General features: G+C 27.5%; 25 protein-coding genes. 23 read left to right on the top strand and 2 right to left on the bottom strand.

Going from position 1 to position 23208, the window contains the following annotated elements; all coding sequences use genetic code 11:
* Positions 1-136: 136 nt before the first annotated feature.
* The gene (locus RGC78_RS04410; RefSeq protein ID WP_252213238.1) at positions 137-973 is read left to right on the top strand and encodes a TerC/Alx family metal homeostasis membrane protein; all 837 of its coding nucleotides are present in this window, start codon (positions 137-139) and stop codon (positions 971-973) included.
* A gap of 151 nt (positions 974-1124) precedes the next feature.
* Positions 1125-2462: an FAD-dependent oxidoreductase gene (locus tag RGC78_RS04405; protein WP_252213241.1), complete on the top strand. Its 1338-nt coding sequence runs from the start codon at positions 1125-1127 to the stop codon at positions 2460-2462.
* Between the two features lie 118 nt (positions 2463-2580).
* Here the strand turns inward: RGC78_RS04405 and RGC78_RS04400 are convergent, their stop codons facing one another.
* Both RGC78_RS04400 and RGC78_RS04395 read right to left on the bottom strand, forming a co-directional pair.
* Entirely contained in the window at positions 2581-2880 is a 300-nt protein-coding gene (locus RGC78_RS04400; protein WP_252213244.1) for an AzlD domain-containing protein, read from the bottom strand.
* Positions 2881-3627 carry an AzlC family ABC transporter permease gene (locus RGC78_RS04395; protein WP_252213247.1) on the bottom strand — a complete coding sequence of 249 codons (747 nt, stop codon included), beginning with the start codon at positions 3625-3627 and terminating at the stop codon, positions 2881-2883.
* Between the two features lie 194 nt (positions 3628-3821).
* Between RGC78_RS04395 and RGC78_RS04390 the strand changes: the two genes are divergently transcribed.
* The 21 genes from RGC78_RS04390 to RGC78_RS04290 all read left to right on the top strand — a co-directional run bounded on the left by RGC78_RS04390 (position 3822) and on the right by RGC78_RS04290 (position 22685).
* Positions 3822-4103, top strand: coding sequence for a hypothetical protein (locus RGC78_RS04390; protein ID WP_252213250.1), 282 nt, complete (start codon positions 3822-3824; stop codon positions 4101-4103).
* Between the two features lie 169 nt (positions 4104-4272).
* Positions 4273-4701, top strand: coding sequence for a division/cell wall cluster transcriptional repressor MraZ (mraZ, locus tag RGC78_RS04385; RefSeq protein WP_252213253.1), 429 nt, complete (start codon positions 4273-4275; stop codon positions 4699-4701).
* Positions 4702-4713: 12 nt separating this feature from the next.
* The gene (rsmH, locus tag RGC78_RS04380) at positions 4714-5646 is read left to right on the top strand and encodes a 16S rRNA (cytosine(1402)-N(4))-methyltransferase RsmH (RefSeq protein WP_252229192.1); all 933 of its coding nucleotides are present in this window, start codon (positions 4714-4716) and stop codon (positions 5644-5646) included.
* 37 nt (positions 5647-5683) lie between these two features.
* Positions 5684-6196, top strand: coding sequence for a cell division protein FtsL (locus tag RGC78_RS04375; RefSeq protein WP_252226048.1), 513 nt, complete (start codon positions 5684-5686; stop codon positions 6194-6196).
* Positions 6197-6361: 165 nt separating this feature from the next.
* Complete coding sequence (locus RGC78_RS04370; RefSeq protein ID WP_252213262.1) at positions 6362-8620, top strand: stage V sporulation protein D; 2259 nt, start codon at positions 6362-6364, stop codon at positions 8618-8620.
* Between the two features lie 123 nt (positions 8621-8743).
* Positions 8744-10198, top strand: coding sequence for a UDP-N-acetylmuramoyl-L-alanyl-D-glutamate--2,6-diaminopimelate ligase (locus RGC78_RS04365; protein ID WP_252213265.1), 1455 nt, complete (start codon positions 8744-8746; stop codon positions 10196-10198).
* Positions 10199-10217: 19 nt separating this feature from the next.
* Positions 10218-11579 carry a UDP-N-acetylmuramoyl-tripeptide--D-alanyl-D-alanine ligase gene (locus RGC78_RS04360; protein WP_252213268.1) on the top strand — a complete coding sequence of 454 codons (1362 nt, stop codon included), beginning with the start codon at positions 10218-10220 and terminating at the stop codon, positions 11577-11579.
* 40 nt (positions 11580-11619) lie between these two features.
* A complete protein-coding gene (gene mraY / locus RGC78_RS04355) occupies positions 11620-12594 on the top strand; it encodes a phospho-N-acetylmuramoyl-pentapeptide-transferase (protein ID WP_252213271.1) in 975 nt (324 codons plus the stop codon).
* Positions 12595-12736: 142 nt separating this feature from the next.
* A complete protein-coding gene (gene spoVE / locus RGC78_RS04350) occupies positions 12737-13861 on the top strand; it encodes a stage V sporulation protein E (protein WP_252213274.1) in 1125 nt (374 codons plus the stop codon).
* A 439-nt stretch (positions 13862-14300) separates the two neighbouring features.
* Complete coding sequence (locus tag RGC78_RS04345) at positions 14301-14966, top strand: cell division protein FtsQ/DivIB (protein WP_252213277.1); 666 nt, start codon at positions 14301-14303, stop codon at positions 14964-14966.
* A 15-nt stretch (positions 14967-14981) separates the two neighbouring features.
* Positions 14982-15710 carry a DUF881 domain-containing protein gene (locus RGC78_RS04340; protein ID WP_252213280.1) on the top strand — a complete coding sequence of 243 codons (729 nt, stop codon included), beginning with the start codon at positions 14982-14984 and terminating at the stop codon, positions 15708-15710.
* Positions 15711-15730: 20 nt separating this feature from the next.
* Positions 15731-16069 (top strand): small basic family protein, encoded by a 339-nt coding sequence (locus RGC78_RS04335; protein ID WP_003371191.1) that lies wholly within the window; start codon positions 15731-15733, stop codon positions 16067-16069.
* A gap of 13 nt (positions 16070-16082) precedes the next feature.
* A complete protein-coding gene (locus RGC78_RS04330; protein WP_252213283.1) occupies positions 16083-16814 on the top strand; it encodes a DUF881 domain-containing protein in 732 nt (243 codons plus the stop codon).
* A 104-nt stretch (positions 16815-16918) separates the two neighbouring features.
* Positions 16919-17593 carry a YggS family pyridoxal phosphate-dependent enzyme gene (locus tag RGC78_RS04325; RefSeq protein WP_252213286.1) on the top strand — a complete coding sequence of 225 codons (675 nt, stop codon included), beginning with the start codon at positions 16919-16921 and terminating at the stop codon, positions 17591-17593.
* The gene (locus RGC78_RS04320) at positions 17593-18054 is read left to right on the top strand and encodes a cell division protein SepF (RefSeq protein WP_252213289.1); all 462 of its coding nucleotides are present in this window, start codon (positions 17593-17595) and stop codon (positions 18052-18054) included. Before RGC78_RS04325 ends, RGC78_RS04320 begins: the two co-directional genes overlap by 1 nt.
* 8 nt (positions 18055-18062) lie before the next feature.
* Positions 18063-18329: a YggT family protein gene (locus RGC78_RS04315; RefSeq protein ID WP_252213292.1), complete on the top strand. Its 267-nt coding sequence runs from the start codon at positions 18063-18065 to the stop codon at positions 18327-18329.
* A gap of 2 nt (positions 18330-18331) precedes the next feature.
* Complete coding sequence (locus tag RGC78_RS04310; RefSeq protein WP_252213295.1) at positions 18332-19096, top strand: YlmH family RNA-binding protein; 765 nt, start codon at positions 18332-18334, stop codon at positions 19094-19096.
* A gap of 13 nt (positions 19097-19109) precedes the next feature.
* On the top strand, positions 19110-19730 hold the full coding sequence (locus RGC78_RS04305) for a DivIVA domain-containing protein (protein ID WP_252213298.1): 621 nt from the start codon (positions 19110-19112) through the stop codon (positions 19728-19730).
* Positions 19731-20011: 281 nt separating this feature from the next.
* A complete protein-coding gene (locus RGC78_RS04300) occupies positions 20012-20920 on the top strand; it encodes an RluA family pseudouridine synthase (protein ID WP_252213301.1) in 909 nt (302 codons plus the stop codon).
* A 28-nt stretch (positions 20921-20948) separates the two neighbouring features.
* A complete protein-coding gene (gene pyrR, locus RGC78_RS04295; protein WP_252213304.1) occupies positions 20949-21491 on the top strand; it encodes a bifunctional pyr operon transcriptional regulator/uracil phosphoribosyltransferase PyrR in 543 nt (180 codons plus the stop codon).
* A 33-nt stretch (positions 21492-21524) separates the two neighbouring features.
* Positions 21525-22685, top strand: coding sequence for a THUMP domain-containing class I SAM-dependent RNA methyltransferase (locus tag RGC78_RS04290; protein ID WP_252213307.1), 1161 nt, complete (start codon positions 21525-21527; stop codon positions 22683-22685).
* Positions 22686-23208 lie beyond the last annotated feature (523 nt).

Here is a 23208-nt window from a genome sequence, read left to right as displayed (position 1 = left end):
CTAAGAGGAACCTTTGATTAAGGTTCCTTTTTTCTTTAAAAAATTATATTTTTAAAATTAAACTTTTATTATGTAAGGATATATTTAGAAGAAAAATAATATATATACTTTAAGAATGTTAATAAGGAGTTATTTTATGGAAACAAAAAAATCATTACGTAATTTAAGTTTTTGGATAATTTTATCTATAATATTTAATCTATTTATTTTTCATTTTAAGGGAGAAAGTGCTGCAATTGAATATTTTGGAGGCTACATAATAGAAATGTCTTTAAGCTTGGATAATTTATTCTTATTCTTAATGATATTTTCAAGCTTTGGAATAAGAGAAGAATATCAAGAAAGAGTTTTATTATATGGAGTTATTGGAGCTATGGTACTACGTCTTATATTTATTTTACTTGGTGTTACTATAGTAAATAAATTCCATTGGATTCTTTATATTTTTGGAGTGGTATTATTATTCAGTGGATTTAAAATGTTGTTTTCTAAAGAAGATAATATACAATTTCATGATAATTTTGCTGTTAAATTATTAAGGAAGGTTATGCCCGTAAGTAATACAATTAATAATAAGAAGTTTTTTGAAAGAAAAAATAAAATTCTTTATGCAACTCCATTATTTGTTGCTTTATTAGTTATAGAATTTTCAGATGTAATATTTGCTTTGGATTCAATACCAGCAATATTCTCAATAACTACAGACACATTTATAGTGTATACATCTAATATATTTGCAATACTTGGATTAAGAAGTATGTATTATGTACTAGCTAAAATGAATAGCATGTTTAGATTTATGAAATATGGAGTTGGATTTATATTAATGTTTACAGGAATAAAGCTTATAATAATTCAATTTGGAATTGAGATATCAGTTGTAAATTCAGTACTAATAATAATGATAATATTACTTACAAGCATTTTATTATCATTATTATTTGATGGTACAAAGAAAGAAAATAGATGCTAAATTATAAGTATATACCTTGTAGTAAAAGGGTAAAATTAATTAAAAATATTTAAATGGTATTTACCTTTTTAAACATAAGGTGTATTATATATTAAAAGATAATTATTATTTTTTAATAAAGAATATTTATAATTTAAAGGGGAAATATATTATGAAAATTGTTGTAATAGGATGTACTCATGCAGGAACAGCTACCATTGTTAATTTAAAGGAACGCTATCCAGAAAGTGAAATAACAGTTTATGAAAGAAATGATAACATATCGTTTTTATCATGTGGTATTGCTTTAAGTATAGGAGGGGTTGTTACTGAAACAGAAAAGCTTTTCTATAATTCACCAGAAAATTTAAAATCTCTTGGAATTTTAACTAATATGAAACATGATGTTTTAGATATAGATTTTGATAATAAAAAAATTAAAGTTAAAAATTTAGATTCAGAAAAAATTTTTGAAGATAATTATGATAAATTAGTTCTTACTTTAGGATCTTGGCCAATAGTACCTAAATTCGAAGGTGGAGAATTAGAAAATATTATTTTATGCAAAAATTATAATCATGCAAAAGTTATTGAAGCAAAATGTAAAGATGCAAAAAATGTAGTTATAATAGGGGCAGGATATATTGGTGTTGAACTTGCAGAAGCTTTTCAAATGAAAAATAAAAATGTTACTTTAATTGATGCAGAAAAAAGGATAATGGCTAAATATTTAGATGAAGAATTTACTGATATAGCAGAAACAGAATTTAAAAATCATAATGTAAATCTAGTTTTAGGTGAAAAGGTAAAATGTTTTAAAGGTGAAAATGGTAAAGTAACACATGTAGTAACTGATAGTGGAACTTATGAAGGGGATTTAGTTATATTATGTATTGGCTTTGCACCTAGCGCAGCATTAGTAAAAGGAAAATTAGAAACATTACCTAATGGTGCAATCATAATAGATGAGTATATGAGAACAAGCAAAGAAGATGTTTTTGCAGCTGGAGATTGTTGTGTAGTAAAATATAATCCAGCAGGTGATACAAGATATATTCCACTTGCAACAAATGCTGTTAGAATGGGAACATTAGTTGCAATGAATATAGAAAATCCAACATTAAAGTATATGGGTACTCAAGGGACATCAGGTATTAAGATATACGAAAAGTGTATAGCTTCAACTGGACTAACAGAAGAAGTTGCAAAAAGTACAACTTCATTTAATGTAGAATCAGTAGTAGTTAAAGATAATTATAGACCAGAATTTATGCCAACTTTTGAAGAAGCATGCTTAAAATTAGTTTTTGATAAAGAAACAAGAAGAGTTCTTGGTGGCCAAATAATATCTAATTTAGATTTAACACAATTTATGAATACACTTTCAGTAGTTATTCAAAATAATATGACTGTTGAAGAACTCGCAATGACAGATTTCTTCTTCCAACCACATTTTAATAAACCTTGGAGCTTATTAAATATAGCAGCTTTAGAAGCTATGAAAAAATAATTTAAAAAAGTATAGTTAATATTAAAAAATATTAACTATACTTTTTTTATGTAGGAAATTGTGGAATTTTTTATTTCCACTTTCAACTAATAAAATATGGTACAACTATTTTGTTCTTCTATACAAAGATATTTAAACAATAAATAACTAAGACTGAAGAAACTGCAACAATAAGCAAATCTTTTTCAAAATATGCTAAAACTATAGCAGCTAAAGTTCCTACAGTTGAATATAACATGTTTTCTGTACTATAAAATATACTAGGAAATGTCATAGCACCTAAAACAGCATATGGAATATAATTCAAGAGAGATTTAATAAATATTGAGTTTATTTTTTTGTTAAATATAGTTAATGGAATTACTCTAGGTATGTAAGTAACTACAGCCATAATTATTACACAAACAATTATATACATTTATAAAACCTCCTTTATAGGAAAAAGATAAGCACCAATTGCAGAAGAGACTATTGATGCAACAATAACAACAAATCCAGAAGAAACTCTATTTAAACAAGGAATATATCTAAAGATACAACTAATTGTAACAGCAATAATAACCACTACTAATATAGGCTTGGACTTTTTAATTTGTGGTATTATTAAAGCAATAAACATAGCGTATAAGGCTATACCTAAAGAATCTTGTAAAGAAGCAGGTAATATTTTAGTAGTTACAGCACCTATAAAAGTTCCTAATGCCCAACCTAAATATGGAAGAGTCATTAATCCTAACATAAATTCAGAACTTAATTCATCTTTTTCAAGTGATGCAAGTGTAAATGTTTCATCTGTTACACCAAAGGATATTATAAAACGTTTAAACAAAGGTATTTTATATTGCATTTTTTGAGATAGAGATAATGACATAAGCATATACCTAATATTTATAACAAATATAGTTAAAGCTATTTCCAAATAAGAAGCAGAAATAAATATTAGGTTAATACCAGCAAATTGACCTGCTGATGTTAAGTTAGTCATTGATATTAATATTGCAATCCATGGACTAAGGCCTCCCCGTACAGCCATCATTCCAAAGGTAATAGAAACAGATAGATATCCAAGTGCAATTGGAATCCCTTTCTTTAAACCATATTTATAATCATCTAAATTATAAATTCTTCTTGTGTTTATAGTTTTTAATTCAATGTTTTTTTTCAAGAATAAGCCCTCCGCAAAAATAAGCAAAAATTTTTATAAATAAAATTATATCAAAAATATATTTGAAAATATATACATTAAAGTAATAGTACTGTAAATTAAAATTTTATTTTAATTTTTTTTATTTATTTAAGATACTTTTAACTAAATTTAAATAAGTATATATTAAGAAGAATTAAATCAGGAGAAATTTTATGAATTTAGTATTAGTGTTTTTAATTACAGCAATAATTGTTTGGAAAAGTATATATACAGTTAAGTTAATTGTAAAATTTACGATAGAAAAAAATAAAAAGGAAAAATATATTAATATAGTTTTATTTAATGGTTATGTCATATATTTTTATTTTTTATACAAAGCTGCTACAAATTCATTAGAATCTCCAATTGAAGGTCCAATTTGGTTAATATTAATTTTTATATTTCTTATATTTGGAAATTTACTCTATGATTTTAGAAATGGAAAAAAAAGATAAAAATTTTATTATTTGTTTAAAAAATTTAATTAAATTTCAAAAAAACTAAGTATATGGAAGGAAATATAATATTTATATAGAATAAATATTATAAAGTGGTTTAAAGTGGTTTAAAGTGGATTGAAATAGAGCTTAAATTGCTGTAAATTATTAAGGTGAGGGTAAATTAATGTTTATTGGAGAATATCAACATTCATTAGATTCTAAAAACAGAATGATTGTTCCAGCAAAGCTAAGAGAAGACTTAGGAGATAAGTTTGTAATAACCAAAGGTCTTGATGGATGTATTTATGCTTATACAATTAATGAATGGGGAATTTTGGAGAATAAGCTTAAAACCTTACCTTTGACAAATAGAGATGCAAGAGCATTTGTAAGATTCTTTTTTTCTGGTGCATGTATAGTAGAATTAGATAAGCAAGGAAGAGGATTAATTCCACAAAATTTAAAAGAATATGCAGGCATAGAAAAGGACATAGTAAGTATAGGGGTATTATCTAGAGTTGAGATTTGGAGCAGGGAAAAGTGGATTAATTACAATGAATCAGATATAGATTATGATCTGATTGCAGAAAAAATGAATGATTTAGGAATATAAGGAGTTTTTAATATGGAATTTAAACATATTTCAGTTTTACTAAACGAATGCTTAGATGCATTAGATATAAAGGAGAATGGAATTTATGTTGACTGTACACTAGGTGGAGCAGGACATTCATCTCATATATTAGAGCGTTTATCAAAGGACGGGGTATTAATAGGAATAGATCAAGACAGGGATGCTTTAAAAGCAGCAAAAGAAAGATTGAAAAGGTTTGAAAATGTAAAATATGTTCATAGTAATTTTTATGACATAGATAATATTCTTCAAAATTTAGATATACCTAAAGTGGATGGAATATTGATGGATCTTGGAGTATCTTCTTACCAATTAGACGAAGGAGAAAGAGGCTTTAGCTATATGAAAGATGCTCCTTTAGATATGAGAATGAATAGAGATAATGATTTTTCAGCTTATGAAATCGTAAATGAATATAGCGAAGATGAATTATACAAAATAATAAAAAATTATGGTGAAGAAAGATTTGCAAAAAGAATTTCAAACTGCATAGTAAATAGAAGAAGCGAAAATCCTATAAAAACTACTATGGAGCTAGTTGACATAATTAAAGCAGCTATTCCAGCAAAAGCGAGAAGAGAAGGTCCACACCCAGCAAAGAGAACTTTTCAAGCTATAAGAATAGAAGTAAATTCAGAACTTAAAATACTTAACCAAACTATTGAAGATGGTGTAAATAGATTAAATCCAGGTGGAAGAATGGCAATAATAACTTTCCATTCTTTAGAAGATAGAATAGTTAAGCTTAAATTTAGAGAACTTAATGACCCATGCACATGTCCAAAGGAATTTCCAATGTGTATTTGCGGTAAAAAACCTAGTGTAAAGTTAGTATCTAGAAAAGGAATAGAACCTACTAAAGAAGAGGTTGAAGAAAATCCAAGAAGTAGGAGTGCGAAACTTAGAATAATTGAAAAGTTATAAAATTTAATTTTTATTATGTTATAAATTAAGCGGGGATGTGAATAAATTGGAAGGAAAAGAATATGATTATATTAAAGGTAGTACAGCAGTAAAACCATCGAGAAAAAGAATAGTAAGTAGACCCAAGAAAAGTAAACAAAATTTACGAAAAGTTAAAAAGAACAAGAGCATTAAGATAAAAAATGAAAAAATAGAAGCAAGAAAAAGTACTCTTATAATATCTATATTGATAGTTTCATTAGGACTTATGACTATTGCAGGAGATGCTAAGGTTTATAATATGCAAAAGAATTTAGGGAAAATAAATAGTGAAATTAATAATGCTGAGGAAACAAATGAAGCATTAAGAGTTAAACTTTTAAAATTTGGATCTTTACAAAATATACAAGAAACTTCAGAAAAGCAGTTATCAATGATGTTACCTACTAAAGATGACATAGTAAAGATAGATTTTTCTGAAAATTATTTTGCAAATTTAGAAACAAATACTGATACTGAGGTTAACAAAAAACAGAGCTTTATATCTAAGTTTATAAGCAAATTCAGATAGTAACTTTTTATTAATTTAAAATAAGTAGTAAAGTTTAAGTGCTTAATAGCTTCATATTCTTAGATAAGTATTTTTTAGACTAATTATAAGGGGATTTTTAATTACATTACAGTTTAAAAAAGAGACACTTAATCTAATAGAAATTATATGGAGGAGTTATAAGTAGTGAAAAAACTAAATTATAAAGATAGAGCAAAAATGCGCAAAAGAATGACTGTAATTATTGCAGGATTGAGTTGTGTGTTTTTAGTGCTAAGTATTAGACTATCTTACATAATGATAGCTAAAAGGCAAGAATATGCAGCAAGAGCGGAAGAACAATGGACAAGCGAAGTAAAAATAGATGCAAGAAGAGGAAGAATATTAGACAGAAATGGCAAAGAATTAGCTGTATCTGCTAATGTGTATAGAGTTGACTTTGATTTAAATTCTATAAGATCTTTTTTAAGGCAAGATTTAACTGAAAAAAGACGAGAAAAGCTTAGTAGTGTTGGAATTAATGTAAAACCAGGACAGGAAGCCTTAACAACTGCTGATATTGCTCCTGTTATTGCAAACGCTCTAGATTTAGATTCAGAAAAGGTAAAAGAAAAATTAGAAACTAAGCTTCCAAGTGGAGCAGATGCTGGTTCAGCAACGCTTATAAGAAGAATTGAAAAAGATGCTGCTGATAAGGTAAGGGATTTAAACATTAGTGGTGTTTTGGTATCACCAGATACTAAAAGATATTATCCGAATAATAATTTTTTATCACATGTTCTCGGAAGCACTAATATTGATGGTCAAGGGTTAACTGGAGTAGAAGTACAATATAATAGTTATTTGTCCGGAGTACCTGGAATGAAAATTTCAGAATTAGATAGAAATAGTGGAGAATTACCTTATACAATATCACAATTCACACCTCCAGTAGATGGAAAGGATATAACTTTAACAATTGATGAGAATATTCAATTCTTTGCTGAAAAAGCAGCACAGCAAACATATGAAGATAATAAAGCTAAAGCAGTATCTATATTAGTTATGGATCCTAAAAGTGGAGAGGTTTTAGCTATGGTTAATAAACCTGATTTTAATCCTAATGTTCCATATGAAGGCACAGAAGATTTTGAAGGTGCAAATGAATCAGAAAAATTACAAAAGATGTGGAGAAATAGACTTGTAAATGATATGTTTGAACCAGGCTCAATTTTTAAAGTTATAACAGCAATTACTGCATTAGAAGAAAATATTGCAAATGCAAATACTGATTTTACATGTGGTGGTGGCTTACATTTTGGAAATAGATATATAAAGTGTTGGAGAACACAAGGCCATGGAGCTCAAAAGTTTCCAGATATAATTCAAAATTCATGTAATGTTGGATTTATGAAGCTTGGAGAAATGATAGGAAAAGAAAAGTTATGTGAATACATTGAAAAGTTTGGATTTGGAAAAGTAAGCGGTATTGATTTACCAGGAGAAACAAGAGGCATTGTTAAAAAGGTTGATAAAATCTCAGAAACAGACTTAGCAACTATAGCTTTCGGGCAAACTAATACTGTAAATTCAGTTCAATATATGACAGCTTTTAATGCTGTTGCAAATGGTGGTCAATTAATACAACCACATGTTATGAAGGAAATTACTCATAGTGGTGAAAATGGAGTTAAAATAGTTGATGAATCATTTAATTCTAAAGTAACGGATGTAGCAACTAAGGAAAAAACAGCAGAACTTAGAAGTTATCTTGAAAGAGTTGTAACTGGTGGATCTGGTGCAGGAACCTTTATGGAAGGGTATCATATTGGTGGTAAAACAGGAACAGCTCAAAAGGTGAATCCGGAAAATGGTACTTATGGTTCAGGACAATATATATCATCTTTTGTTGGTATGGCACCAGTAGATGATCCTAAGATAACTGTAATGGTAACAGTAGATGAACCAAGCAATGGTTCATATTATGCAGGTCAAGTATGTACACCAGCAGCTAAAATGCTATTCTCTGATATATTTAATTATTTAGATAGTAAGTTTTCTGATGAAAATTTAAGTCAAATATCTAGAGATATTATTATTCCAGAGGTTAGAGGAATGAAAGTTGATGAAGCAAAGAAAGTGTTAAAAGAATCTAAGTTAAATTTTTCTATAGATGAATCAGGTGATACTGTTATAGATATGAAGCCATATCCAGGATATGCAGTAAAGGAAGAATCTGAAATAAATCTTTACACAGGTAACAGTGGGTCTTATAATAAAAATGTTGTGATGCCTGATGTAAGAGGATATTCTAAAGATGATGCTAATCAATTATTAACTAGTATTGGAATAACACCAATCTTCCAAGGTGGAGGTATGGTAATAGAACAAAATGTTAATCCGGGAGAAGTTATAACCAAGGGCACATCGGTTAAATTAACTTTAAATTCAGATTATAAAGACTAATTAGAATACTTAAGTTAAAATTTAGCATGTGGGTTTTGCTCACATGCTAAATTATTGTAAAATAATCTTTTATAGAGTATTTAAATAACATAATAAGCATATTATTTAAGGAGATGGTTAAAAATGAACCTTAAAGATATTTTAAAGGGAATAGACTATAAACTTGTACAAGGAAGTTTAGACAAGGAAATATCTTCAATTAATTATGATAGTAGAAAGGTTAATAAGTCCGATATTTTTATTTGTATAAAAGGATATGCTACAGATGGACATAAATATATTCAAAAAGCAATTGAAAATGGCGCGTCTGTTATTATAATACAAGATGATATAGAAATATTAAATAAGAATATATCTGTTATTAAGGTAAAAGACACTAGAAAAGCTTTGGCTCTTATTGGAATAAATTATTACGATAATCCAAGTAAAAAAATGAAGATTATTGGTATAACAGGTACTAATGGCAAAACAACAACTGCATTTATGATAAAATCAATTCTAGAATCCAATGGTAAAAAGGTAGGGCTTATAGGAACTATAGCTAATTACATTGGAAATGAAAAGCTTCATACGGAAAGAACTACACCAGAATCATTAGAATTACAAGAATTATTTAATAATATGGTCAATAAGGGTGTAGAATATTGCGTTATGGAAGTATCTTCTCATTCTCTTGAATTAGATAGAGTATATGGAGTTGATTTTGAGGTTGGAATTTTTACGAATTTAACAAGGGATCATTTAGATTTTCATAAGACTTTTGAAAATTACTATAATTCTAAATTTAAATTATTTAAGAGAAGCAATATAAGAATAATTAATAATGATGATAATTATGGAAAACAAGTAATAAAAGATTTAAATAAACTAAAAGCAAAAAATATATATGATTATTCTATAAAGGAAGACTCTAATTTTAAAGCCTTTGATGAAAAATTGGGAAGTAAGAACATAAGATTTAAAGTTAATTTAGAAAAAGATGAAGAATTTATATTATCAATACCAGGAGAATACAATATATATAATGCTTTAGGTGCTATAGGAGCATGTTATAAGTTAAATATACCAATGGAATCTATAAAAGATGGAATTAACAAAGTTATAGTTCCAGGTAGATGTGAAAGAACAGCTACTAATTATAATTTACCTTATGACATAATAATAGATTACGCTCATACTCCAGATGGATTACAAAACATCTTAGAAACTGCAAGAGGATTTACGCAAGGAAGATTAATTGCTATCTTTGGATGTGGAGGGGATAGAGATAAGGTAAAACGTCCTCAAATGGGTAAAATAGGAACTGAGATAGCAGATATAGCTATAGTAACTTCAGATAACCCAAGAAGCGAAGAGCCTATGAGAATAATAGAGGATATACTAGTAGGAATAGAAAAAGAGAATTATGAAGTTATAGAAAATAGAAAAGATGCTATAAAAAAAGCAATGGATATAGCTAAAGAAAATGATGTGATAGTAATAGCTGGTAAGGGACATGAAACATATCAAATTTTAAAAGATAAAACAATACATTTTGATGAAAGAGAAGTTGTTAAACAAATATTAGATGATAAATAATAAGAGGTGAGATTGTATTATGGATTTAACTCTAAATGAAGTACTAAAAGCAATTAATGGTGAATTGCTAATAAAAAATAATGAAGGAAATTTTGAAAAAATTTCAACTGATACAAGAAAAATTGATAAAAATAGTTTATTTATAGCATTAAAGGGTAATAATTTTAATGGAAATAATTATGTGGTTGAAGCAATAAAAGGTGGATCAACTGTTGCAATAATAGATGAAGTGAATTTTAAGTTAGAAGAGTTAAATGACAAAGGAACAGTTATTAAAGTAAATGATACAAAATCAGCATTAGGAGCTTTAGCAAAATACTATAGAGAAAAATTAGGGATAAAGGTAGTAGGTATAACAGGATCTACAGGTAAAACATCTACTAAAGATTTAGTAGCAGCCTTTTTAAGTGGAAAATATTCTGTATTTAAGACAAAAGGAAACTTTAATAATGAAATAGGGTTACCACTTATGATTTTTGAATTAGATTCAAGTTATGATATTGCAGTTCTTGAAATGGGAACAAGTAACTTTAATGAAATTCATAGATTAACTAATATTGCAAGACCTGATATGGCTATAATTACTAATGTAGGAGTATCTCATATAGAATATTTAAAGACAAGGGAAAATATTCTTAAAGAAAAATTTAGCATAACAGACTTTTTTAAAGAAAATAATACTTTAGTAATAAACTATGAAAATGATATGCTTCAAAAAGTAAATGAAGATAATAAATTTAAAATTGAAAAAATTGGATATGATAAAGAATATGATTTATATGCAGAAAACATAGAGTTAACTGAAGAAAGTACTTCTTTTGATGCAGTTAATAGTAATGGAGAGCGTCATAGATTTAAATTAAATATGGTGGGAGAACATAACATATTAAATGCGCTTTTAGGAATAAGAATATCAGAAAACTTTGGTATTACATTTGAAGAAATGGAACTAGGACTAAATAACTTTGAAGCTACTTCTATGAGATTAGAGTTTATAAAGAAAAATAATTTTACAATAATAAATGACTGCTATAATGCTAGTCCAGATTCAATGAAATCTGCTTTAAGTGTTTTGAAAACATATAGTGGAAGTAGAAAAATTGCTGTGTTAGGAGATATGGGAGAGCTTGGAGATCATGCTAAGTCATCTCATGAAATGGTAGGTCAAGATGCAATAGGAAAAGCAGATATTGTTTTAACAACAGGTGAGTTTAGAGAAGATTATAAAAGTGGTTTTGGAAAAGATGCAGTGACTTTTAACTGTAAAGAGGAATTACAAAATTATTTATGTAATTTAATAAAAGATGGAGATGTTATTTTAGTTAAAGCATCAAGATCAGCAAAATTTGAAGATATAGTAAAAAATATAGAAGCTTTATAGTATAACAAAGGAGGTGAACTGCCAAAAAAGGCAGTATAAGATGGGGGATACAATAAAAGAATTATTAAATCCAACAGTTTTATCAGCATTATTAATGGGATTTGCGTTTTCAATGGTTTTAGGACCGATATTTATACCTATGCTGCATAAATTAAAATTTGGTCAAAACATAAGAAGTGATGGTCCTAAAAGCCATCTGAAAAAATCAGGTACTCCAACTATGGGAGGTCTTATATTCTTTATCTCAGTGAGCGTAACAATGCTTATTATAGGATATAAACCAACTGATGAAGGTATGATAATATTATACTCATTGATTGCATTTGGTGTAATTGGGTTTTTAGATGATATATTAAAAATAATTCATAAAGATAATTTAGGGCTAAGAGCTTATCAAAAGATGATTTTATTATTACTATTTTCTATTGCGTTAGCTTATTATGGATATACTAATATAGGAACAGATATTATAATTCCATTTATGAATTCTAAATTGAATTTAGGAATTTTCTATATACCATTAGTAGTTGTATATTATGCAGCAACAACTAATGCAGTAAATCTTACAGATGGAATAGATGGTCTTGCGTCATCAGTAACCGTTATAGTTTTAACTTTCTTTGCAATAGTAGGTTTTAAAACAGGACATTATCAAGTTGGAGTGTTTTCAATTGCTCTTGCAGGTGCGTTATTAGGATTTCTTAAGTTTAATGCTTTCCCAGCAAAAATATTTATGGGGGATACTGGATCATTAGCTCTTGGAGGTGCAATAGGAACAATAGCTTTAATACTAAAAATGCCATTATTCATAATAATAGTTGGTGGAATATATGTAATAGAAACATTGTCTGTTATAATACAAGTAACATCTTTTAAGACGACAGGTAAAAGAGTATTTAAAATGGCTCCTATCCATCATCATTTTGAACAATGTGGATGGAGTGAGGTTAAATTAGTTACAGTCTTTTCAATAATAACATTAATACTATGCATCATAGGCTTTATTGCACTTTAATTAATTGAAAGTAAATAATTGAAAGGTTATGTTTTAAATGAATGCTGATATTTTAGTATAATATCAACACTGCCTTAAAACAAAGCTTAATACGATAACATTATTTTAATTAACTTAGTAATTAAGTTTGGAGGATTTGTGTATGAGAGTTAGTAAACTCAAAAAAAAGAATATGGGTCAAATAGACTATGGGATATTCTATAGCGTAGTTTTACTATTGGCAGTTGGAGTTGTTATGGTATACTCTGCAAGTTCTTATTATGCTATGTTTAAAAACAATGATAGTATGTACTTTTTAAAAAGGCAACTTGTTTGGGCTGTTTTAGGAATGATAGTTTTAGGGACAACGATGTCAATTGATTACCATAAAATCAAAAGATATACATTATGGCTTATGATAGGGTGTATACCCCTATTGCTAGTTGTGTTTTTATTTCCAGGAGTAAATGGAGCTCAAAGATGGATTCAGATAGGTCCATTATCATTTCAACCATCTGAACTAGCCAAATATGTAGTAGTTCTATTTTTAGCTAAGAGTATAGAAATGAAAGGTGATGGAATAAAGAATTTTTCAACTGGTATAGTACCATATTTATTTGTTTCAGGAATATATGCGGCTTTAGTATTAGCAGAGAAAAACTTAAGTATAGCATCCGTAATAATGATAGTTACATTTATTGTTCTTTTTTCAGCTGGTGGAAGAATAAAACATCTATTTGGAATAGTTGCTCCACTCATGGTAGCGGCAGCGACTATATTTACTTTAGGAGAAGGCTATAGAAGAGCAAGAATGTTAAACTTTATAGATCCATGGAAAGATCCAACAGGAAATGGATATCAATTAATTCAATCTTTTTATGCATTAGGTGCAGGAGGCATTACAGGTCTTGGGTTAGGGCAATCAAGACAAAAAACATTATATATGCCAGAACCACATAATGATTTTATATTTGCAATAATAGGAGAAGAATTAGGACTCATTGGTTGTTTGTGTATAATAATGCTTTTTGTAGTTTTTATATGGAGAGGTATAAAAGTTGCTATGAGTGCAAAAGATACTTATGGAACTTTATTAGCAATTGGTATAACATCTGTTGTCGCAGTACAATCTTTAATAAATATTGCAGTTGTAACTGGTTCAATGCCTGTTACAGGAGTACCATTGCCGTTTATAAGTTATGGAGGAACGTCCCTCGTAATAAATATGGCAGCTATGGGAGTCCTCTTAAATATATCGCGTCAGACAGAAGGAAAAAAGGATAAGTAAATTAAGTTATTCTTTAAAATTATATGTTGATATATGCAATAGGTGAAGTGGAATTGTAATTGGACTTTGAGAATATTTAATTAGTATTTATAAGTTTAATTACTAAACTCACCTTTACTTATACATATATCAACACACTCCTAAAACATAGCCTTAAATAAAAATAAGAGTCATAATTATTTTAAAATTATGACTCTTATTTTATTAAGTTTTTCTTATTATGTAAAATCTATTAAAAAGTTGATGAAAATTTTCAAACAAAGTGGTATTATTATATAAGAAATTTATTAAAAAATTTTATTTTAAGATAAATTTTAAATATATATTATTAAGTAGAGAAATAGGGATGGGCATGGTAAAAAAAACAAATAAATATATTATAAAGTCTAAGCGTAAAAGATTCATAAAGAAAATAATAATAACGCTTCTTTTTTTAATTATGGGAATAATAATATTTATTACTAAATCAAATATTTTTATAGTAAAAAAGGTAGCAGTTACAAATAATCCAATAATAACTGGTGAAGATGTAAAAGAGAGATGTGAAAAGGTACTTGGAGAAAATATTTTTTTTGTAAGTAAGTCTGATTTGACAAATGAAGCTAAAAAAAATCCTTATGTTGAGTCTGTGACAGTAACAAAAAAATTTCCTAAACAAATAAATATAAATATAGTGGAAAAAGAGGGAATTTACTATATAGATGAAGGTAAAAATAAATTAATTTTAAGTAATAGATTAGTTTTACTTGAAAGAACTGATGACTTAAAAGGAAGAAATTTAGTAGAAATAAAAGGTATTGAATATAAAGAAGGGGAAGTTGGAGAAAAAGTCTTAGATGATGATAGAATTAGTGAAATATTAACTACTTTCTATGATATAGTGAGAAACAATCCAACAGAATATAATATTAAATCTATTGATCTCCAGGATTTAACTAATATTAAAGTATATATAGGGGAAGTAGAAGGAAGACTAGGAAATGATGAAAATTTATTAGATAAAATGAATAAAGTAATCCATATTGTGTCAAGTCCAGAAGTATCAATGACTAAAGGATACATAGATGTTAGTTTTGAAGGTGCACCTGTATATTATCATGAATAGGAAAGGTAGGTAAAAATGAAGATATCTAAATCACAAATTTTTGTAGCACTGGTATGCGCACTTTTAGGTTTTTTATTGGCATATCAATTTAAGATGTTATCAAATAAAAATGGTCCAACGGAAATAAGCAATTATGATAAAAATAATATTATTGCAGAACTAGAAAACTTAAGAAAAGAAAAAGAGGAATTACAAAAGTCAAATAGTGAATTATCAGAAGAACTTAAGGTACTAGAAGAATCAGCTGCTAAAGAAGGCGATTTAGGAAAAGAAATTAAAAATAAGTTAGATACTTCAAGAATGAATTTGGGTATAATTGACGTTAAAGGACCAGGAGTAGTAATTACAATAACTCCTAAAACATCAATATTTGAATCTAACACTGGAGTAAGTGGGGTAAGTTTAGGTGAAGAAGAACTTGTTCATATTGTAAATTTACTTTGGTATTCAGGAGCAGAGGCAATTTCTATAAATGATATACGAATAACACCACAAACAGGAATAAAAATAGCAGGTAATGGTATATCTATAGGTTCATCAGGCAGAATATATCCTAATGATAAAATAACTATAAATGTTATTGGAGATAAAGGAAGATTAAATGTAGGTATATCCTTTCCAGGGTCTTTAGATTATGGAGCACTTCCTAATTATAATTGTGAAGTTAAAACAAGTGATGATATATTGATTTTAAAAACAACTCAATCTATAAAGAATGAGTTTATAAAAGCAGTTAAAGAATAGAATTATAAGGAGGAAAAAAGTTGATTGCAATAATTGGTCTATTAATAGGAGTCATATTAGGTTTTGTATTTGATGTTAATATTTCTGAAAGTTTTTCACCATATATGTCGGTTGCAATACTTGCATGTTTAGATTCAGTCTTTGGTGCAGTAAGAGCAAATTTATCTAAGAATTTTCAAACAGATATATTTATATCAGGATTTTTTGGTAATGCATTGCTTGCGGCAGGTTTAGCATATCTTGGAGATAAACTTGGAATTCCTATATACATAGCGGCGGTAATAGTATTTGGTGGAAGAATTTTTAATAACTTTGCAATAATAAGAAGACTCCTATTGGAAAAATTAAAATCGCGCTAAAGTAGGTGAGATTGTGAATAAAAGTAAGCAGACATTCCTTATTTTTCTTACAACTTTAATTTTAGGAATTTTAATTTCAACAAATATTAATCTTGGAGAAATACAGTCATTTGTAGAGTTAAATGCTAAACAATATAAAGATGCTATAGAAGAAAGAGCTAATTTGTATAAAGAAATAGGAAATCTAAAAGAAAATAATAGTGAAATTAAAGATAAAATTAATGACTATATGAAAGAAGATGAAAAGAACGATAAAATTCTTGAAGATATGAAAGCTCAAATTTTAGATTATGAATTATTTGTAGGCTCAAGTCAAGTTGAAGGTCCTGGAATAGTATTAAAAATAAATGATGCAAGCATTAATTTAGAACAAGACTCACAGTTTGAAGTGACGGATAAAATATTTCATGATAATGATATGGCATTAGTTTTAAATGAGCTGCGAAAAGCAGGAGCAGAAGCTATTAGTGTTAATAATCATAGGGTAGTCCCATGTACAGGGGTAATATGTAATTGGGCTTTTATAGGATTTGATGATAATACTATGGAGTCAGCTCCATTTAGTATATATGCAATTGGAGATCCAGAAAAGCTAAAGACTGCATTGTTAGAAGATGGAAGTCACGTAAAAGAACTTATAATTAGAAATCTTTATGTAGAAATAGAAGAAAAAGATAAAATAACATTGCTCCCAAGTAGAGCTGCTAATGAGATTGAATTTATGAAAAGATACGAAAATAATTAAAAAAAATTAAAAAATTTTAATTTTAATATACTTTATTAAAGGAAATTTAATTTTTATAGAGAATAATATTAAAGATAGAGAATAATAAGTAAAAGGAGTAGACTATGAGCATTAAGGAAAATATAGAAAAGCTAAAATTAGAAATTCCTAAAAATGTAGAGCTCCTGGCTGTTTCTAAAACCAAACCTATAGAGGATTTAAAAGAAGCATACGAAGCAGGAATTAGAGATTTTGGTGAAAATAAAGTACAAGAACTTGTTAATAAGGAAGAAAATCTTCCAAAGGATATAAGATGGCATTTAATAGGTAAACTTCAAACTAATAAAGTAAAATATTTAGTGAATAAAGTTCACTTAATACATTCTTTGTCTAGTATAAAACTTTTAAATGAAATTGAAAAAGTTTTTGAAAAAAATGATACAGTGGCAAATGTATTAATTCAAATAAATATTGGTAGAGAAGAAAGTAAGAGTGGAATATTAAAAGAAGAACTACCAGACATAATAGAAGCTATTGAAAATTGTAATCATGTATTAGTTAAAGGCATTATGGTTATTATTCCTAAAGGTGATGAAAAAAATAATAGAAAATACTTTAAGGAAACGAAGGAAATATTCGATTATTTAAAGGTAAGGGAATATAAGAATATAAAAATGGAAGTACTTTCTATGGGAATGACTCATGATTTTAATGAGGCAATAGAAGAAGGTTCTACCTTGGTGAGAATTGGACAGGGGATATTTGGAGAAAGAAATTATAATACAGGAGGAGAAAAATAATGAGTAATGTATTAACAAAAATGAAGTCATTTTTAGGATTAGGGGACGAAGAATATGATGAATATGATGAATATGATGAAAATTATGAAGATTCAGAAGATGATGATGTAGAAGACATGATAGAACCTGTTATTACAAATAAAAAAAATAGCAAGGTTGTAAATATTCATACATCGCCAACAACAAAAGTAACAATAACAAAGCCGGTTGATTACGAAGAAGCAACAGAAATTTGTGATGCTTTAAAAAATAGAAGAATAGTTTTAGTAAATACCACTTTGTTAGAATTAAAAATAGCACAAAGATTATTAGATTTTATAAGTGGTTCTTGTTATGCTTTAGGCGGGGAACTTCAACAAATAGAAAAAGGTGTTTATATCCTTTCTCCATCAAATGTAGAAGTAACTAATGAGTTAAAGAATGAATTAAGTTCAAAAGCTTTATTTAATTGGTCAAAATAGGAGGAGACATGGCATTTATTATTGGGAATTTTATTAGTATACTTTTTAGAATAATAGAATTAGCTATACTAATAGAATGTATATCTTCTTGGATTTCTCCAGGAAAGCAAAATGAATTTCTTAATATAATAAGTAGCTTCACTTATCCAGTACTAGAACCATTTAGAAAGCTTCAATATAAGTTTATGCCAAATATGATGATAGATTTTTCACCTATTTTTGCAATCTTTGCATTAGATATAATTAAGGCTGTTATATTATCTATAATTTATTAATTATGAAAGAAAAAATAATAAATTATTTTTCAGAAGATGATAAAATTGAGGCATTAAACTTATATGAAAAATATATGCTAGCAGTAGATAAAGATATACCTGTTTTTGGGAATTGTTTTTATTCACCAAAGGTATGGAAATGGTTTAAGAAAAATTGTGAAACTAGCAAATTTAAAGTTACTTGTGAAGGTATTTTTAAGGATTCAGAAAGAAAAATGATTTCATTTAATAATATTTATGATAGTCCTTTTCCTATAAGGTTACTTAAGGTTGAAGGAAAATCTAAGTTTTCCAATTTAGAGCATAAGGATTTTTTAGGTGGAATCTTATCACTAGGAATAGAAAGAAATAAAATTGGAGATTTAATAGTTGAAGATAATGTATGTTATTTGCCTATACATGAAGACGTATTAAATTTTCTATTATCTAATGTTGATAAAATTGGAAAGACTCCCTGCCGTATTACTGAAATACAAAATGAGGGAGACTTTCCTGAAATAAAATTTAAAGAGGATGTTATTTTAGTTTCATCTTTAAGAATTGATGGGATTGTTTCAAAAATATCGAAGTTATCTAGGGCAAAAGCTCAAATGTTAATAGATCAAGGTCAAGTTTTAATTGAGTATAATAAGATTAAAGATAAAAGTTATGAAGTTAAAAGTGATGAGAGAATTGTTATAAGAGGAATTGGAAAATTCATTGTAGGAGAAGTTATTGGAAGCAGTAAAAGCGGAAAATATAAACTGATTATAAAAAAATATACATAGTTGAGGTGAGTTTATGAAGTTAACACCAATGGATATAACAAATAAAGAATTTAAAAAAGGATTAAGAGGATATAACGTAGAAGAAGTTGATGAATTTTTAGATGAAATAGTAGAAAATTATGAAGAGCTATATAAAGAAAATTCTAATTTAAAAGAAAAGTTAACAAATATGCAAGAAAAAGTTGATCATTATTCACAAATTGAAACAACAATTCAAAATACATTAGTTTTAGCACAAAATGCAGCAGAACAAGCTAAGAGTAGTGCACAAAAAGAAGCCGAATTAGTACTTAAAAATGCAAATGAAACTGCTCAAAAAGTTCTTGATAAATCTCATAATGATGTTATTGGCATTAATGATGAATATGAAAGAGTTAAACAAGAATTTATTAAATTTAGAGCAAAATACAGAAATTTCATGAATACTCAACTTGAAACTTTTGATGATTTAGAAAAAGATTTTATAAAAAATTATAACGTTTCAGAACCTATTGATGATGGAGACATGAAAGAAAAGGATATTGTTGATCAAGAAGTAGAAGTAGAAATTTCAGATGATGATTTGATTGATTACGATAAAAATTCACTTACTGAGGATTTAAGTGAAATAAAAAGCTTTTTTGCTAAGGAGTAAAATTTATATTATGTAAGTTTATTTACCTTTAAATTGTTATGCATAATTACAGTTTAAAGGTATTTTTATTTATTTGATTAAAACATAATTTAATGATAAAAAGGAAAAAGTATTTAAATGATAAGGGATAATATATTACAATGAAAAATTTTTATTGTATGGGTAAAAAAATCGACAATCATTATAGTACATTTAGTGATTTATATATATATATTTGTTGAGTAATATATAGGATTATATTATAATATTGAGAGAATATTTACAGAAAGGCTATTATTTTTATGGAAGAAAATATTTTAACAGTAAGCAAAGAGAATGAGGGAACTAGAATAGATAAATATTTAAGCGAAATGTTAAATGGAAAATCTCGTTCTTTTGTTCAAGGCCTTATTGAAAAAGAAAACATTAAGGTAAATAGTGAATTAATTAAAAGCAATTATAAATTAAAAGCTTGGGATGAAATATCAATAACAATACCAGAAGCTGAAACTTTAAAAGTTGAATCTGAAAATATAGATTTAGATATATTATATGAAGATAAGGATATAATAGTAGTTAATAAAGAACAAGGAATGGTTGTTCATCCAGCACCAGGTAATTACAATGGAACGCTGGTAAATGCATTATTATTTCATTGTACTGACTTATCTAGTATAAATGGAGTTATAAGACCAGGAATAGTACATAGAATAGATAAAGATACTTCAGGTGTATTAGTAATAGCTAAAAATGATGAATCTCATAATAAATTGGCTTCTCAATTAAAAGATCATTCAATGAATAGAGAGTATTATGCCTTAGTAGAAGGCATATTTAAGAATGATTCTGGAATCATAGATAAGCCTTTAGGAAGAGACAAGAAAAATAGGCTAAAAATTGCAATAACTCAAGATGGAAGAAGAGCGGTAACTCATTATGAAGTTTTAGAAAGATATGATTTAGGATATACGCTTATAAAATGTAAACTTGAAACAGGTAGAACACATCAAATAAGAGTACATATGGCATCACTTAATCATCCTTTAGTTGGAGACCCTATTTATGGATTTAAAAAACAAAGATTTAAATTAAAGGGACAAATGTTACATGCTAAAAAATTAGGATTTATACATCCAACTAAAAATGAATACATGGAATTTTCAACAGAATTACCACAATATTTTGAAGAAGTATTACAAAAATTAAGATAAAATATAGTATTAATAGGGGGAAGAAATTATGGAATTAAAATCAACTTTATTAGATGATAAAGCGATAAAAAGAACATTAATTAGAATTTCTCATGAAATAATTGAAAGAAATAAAGGTGTAGAAGATATAGTCCTTATTGGTATAAAAAGAAGGGGATATCCATTAGCAGAAAGAATAGCAGAGCAAATTGAAGGCATTGAAGGTAGGAAAGTAGATGTTGGATATGTTGATATAACTTTATATAGAGATGATCTTACTATCGTTGAAAAAGATCCAAAAGTTAAGAGTATCGATATAGAAACAACTATAAAGGATAAAAAAGTAATATTAGTTGATGATGTATTATATACATGCAGAACAGTTAGAGCAGCCATTGATGCAGTTATGGACTTAGATAGGCCAGAAGGAATACAATTAGCTGTTTTAATAGATAGAGGTCATAAGGAATTACCTATAAGAGCAGATTATGTTGGTAAAAATATACCTACATCTAAAAATGAAGTTATAAAAGTTATGTTAAATGAAATTGATGGAGAAGATTCTGTAAAAATATATGATTCTATTAATTAGTATAATAGATGAATTTTATAAAAGGAGCAAACTATGTATAATTTAATTGCAACAAGTACTTTTGGTATAGAAAGCATAACAGCAAAAGAATTGAGAGCGCTTGGTTATGAAGATCTAGAAATTGAAAATGGGAAAGTAACATTTGAAGGAGATGAAATGGATATAGCTATAGCCAATGTCCATTTAAGAACTGCTGATAGAGTATTAATTAAAATGGCTGAGTTTGAAGCAAAATCTTTTGAGGAACTTTTTCAAGGAACTAAGAATGTGAAATGGCACGAAATAATACCTAAAGATGGAATTATGCATGTTGTAGGGAAATCTGTAAAATCAACACTACATAGTGTACCTGATTGCCAATCTATAGTAAAAAAAGCTGTAGTTAGCAGTATGAGTGAACATTATGGAATTGAAACTTTTAGTGAAAGTGGTTCTACATATAAAATCGAAGTTGCTATTTTAAAAGACAAAGTAACATTAACAATAGATACTACTGGTCCTGGATTACACAAAAGAGGATATAGAGAACTAGCAGGAATAGCACCATTAAAAGAAACATTAGCAGCATCAATGCTTTTACTTTCAAGATGGAATGATAACTTTGAACTTGTAGATCCATTTTGTGGATCAGGAACTATACTTATAGAAGCTGCTATGATAGCATTGAATATAGCACCAGGATGTAATAGAAACTTCGTGGCAGAAGAGTGGTCTGATGACATAAGAAACACATTTGCCATGGTTAAAGATGGAGCTAAAAAAGCAGTTAAAGATAAAGAAATAAATTTAATAGGATATGATATAGATTATAGAGTTTTAAAAGTTGCTATGGATAATGCTGAAAAAGCAGGAGTTTCTAAGTATATAAAATTCCAAAAGAGAGATTTCATGAGCTTTTCAAGTTCTAAAAAGCATGGGTTCATAATATCAAATCCACCATATGGTGAAAGAATTGGTGAAAGAGAAACATTAGAGCCTCTTTATAATTATATGGGCCAAATGAAGAGAAAACTTAATGAGTGGGACTTTAATATTTTAACGTCTATTGAAGGATTTGAAAAATTGTTAGGAATAAAATCTACTAAAAATAGAAAGTTATATAATGGAACAATCAGATGTTATTATTATCAATATTTTGATAATATAAAAATTAAAAATCCAGGAGATACATTAATAAATGAATTAATGGATTAAACATATACTTTAAATAAAGGTTATGTTAAAAAAATGTTGATATATGCAATAGGAAAAGTGGCATTGTAATTGGACTTTGAGAATTGTTAAGTGAGATTTGAAATTTTATATTTCGTTCATTGAACTTACTCAGCGACTATATAGGAGTCGAGTTTCTTTTTATATTCATATTTACTGCTTGTCAAAAGTAAGTGTCCAAATTTTACATTTGGAAACACGAACTTTCACACAGTACAATTTTATATTGGGAGCAAGCTAAAATAGGACTATACTCATTTTAGTATTCCTAAGTTCAATTACTCAGTCCACTTTGCTTATGCATATATCAACACTTTGCTAAAATACAGCATAAGTAAAAAAACGATAATTCAAAGTTAATTTTTGGTTATCGTTTTTTTTGTTTATGAAATTGTAGAATTTTTGAAGACTTTTAATTAAAAGGCTATGTTTTAAAACAGTGTTGATATTGTAGTATAAAGCTCATGGACAGAGGAATTTACTTTAAGAACTCTAAAATAAAGCT

It is taken from the genome of Clostridium aquiflavi (assembly GCF_031344075.1).
GTDB lineage: Bacteria > Bacillota > Clostridia > Clostridiales > Clostridiaceae > Clostridium > Clostridium aquiflavi.
The sequence above is the reverse complement of the archived record's forward strand: the minus strand, read 5'-3'. Positions and strand labels throughout refer to the sequence as shown.

What these genes read in the sequence shown, in the direction of transcription:
- RGC78_RS04410 (WP_252213238.1), top strand. Translation starts at nt 137, where the DNA reads ATGGAAACAAAAAAATCATTACGTAATTTAAGTTTTTGGATAATTTTA.
- RGC78_RS04405 (WP_252213241.1), top strand. Translation starts at nt 1,125, where the DNA reads ATGAAAATTGTTGTAATAGGATGTACTCATGCAGGAACAGCTACCATT.
- RGC78_RS04400 (WP_252213244.1), bottom strand. Translation starts at nt 2,880, where the DNA reads ATGTATATAATTGTTTGTGTAATAATTATGGCTGTAGTTACTTACATA.
- RGC78_RS04390 (WP_252213250.1), top strand. Translation starts at nt 3,822, where the DNA reads ATGAATTTAGTATTAGTGTTTTTAATTACAGCAATAATTGTTTGGAAA.
- mraZ (WP_252213253.1), top strand. Translation starts at nt 4,273, where the DNA reads ATGTTTATTGGAGAATATCAACATTCATTAGATTCTAAAAACAGAATG.
- rsmH (WP_252229192.1), top strand. Translation starts at nt 4,714, where the DNA reads ATGGAATTTAAACATATTTCAGTTTTACTAAACGAATGCTTAGATGCA.
- RGC78_RS04365 (WP_252213265.1), top strand. Translation starts at nt 8,744, where the DNA reads ATGAACCTTAAAGATATTTTAAAGGGAATAGACTATAAACTTGTACAA.
- RGC78_RS04360 (WP_252213268.1), top strand. Translation starts at nt 10,218, where the DNA reads ATGGATTTAACTCTAAATGAAGTACTAAAAGCAATTAATGGTGAATTG.
- mraY (WP_252213271.1), top strand. Translation starts at nt 11,620, where the DNA reads ATGGGGGATACAATAAAAGAATTATTAAATCCAACAGTTTTATCAGCA.
- spoVE (WP_252213274.1), top strand. Translation starts at nt 12,737, where the DNA reads ATGAGAGTTAGTAAACTCAAAAAAAAGAATATGGGTCAAATAGACTAT.
- RGC78_RS04345 (WP_252213277.1), top strand. Translation starts at nt 14,301, where the DNA reads ATGGGAATAATAATATTTATTACTAAATCAAATATTTTTATAGTAAAA.
- RGC78_RS04340 (WP_252213280.1), top strand. Translation starts at nt 14,982, where the DNA reads ATGAAGATATCTAAATCACAAATTTTTGTAGCACTGGTATGCGCACTT.
- RGC78_RS04325 (WP_252213286.1), top strand. Translation starts at nt 16,919, where the DNA reads ATGAGCATTAAGGAAAATATAGAAAAGCTAAAATTAGAAATTCCTAAA.
- RGC78_RS04320 (WP_252213289.1), top strand. Translation starts at nt 17,593, where the DNA reads ATGAGTAATGTATTAACAAAAATGAAGTCATTTTTAGGATTAGGGGAC.
- RGC78_RS04315 (WP_252213292.1), top strand. Translation starts at nt 18,063, where the DNA reads ATGGCATTTATTATTGGGAATTTTATTAGTATACTTTTTAGAATAATA.
- RGC78_RS04310 (WP_252213295.1), top strand. Translation starts at nt 18,332, where the DNA reads ATGAAAGAAAAAATAATAAATTATTTTTCAGAAGATGATAAAATTGAG.
- RGC78_RS04305 (WP_252213298.1), top strand. Translation starts at nt 19,110, where the DNA reads ATGAAGTTAACACCAATGGATATAACAAATAAAGAATTTAAAAAAGGA.
- RGC78_RS04300 (WP_252213301.1), top strand. Translation starts at nt 20,012, where the DNA reads ATGGAAGAAAATATTTTAACAGTAAGCAAAGAGAATGAGGGAACTAGA.
- pyrR (WP_252213304.1), top strand. Translation starts at nt 20,949, where the DNA reads ATGGAATTAAAATCAACTTTATTAGATGATAAAGCGATAAAAAGAACA.
- RGC78_RS04290 (WP_252213307.1), top strand. Translation starts at nt 21,525, where the DNA reads ATGTATAATTTAATTGCAACAAGTACTTTTGGTATAGAAAGCATAACA.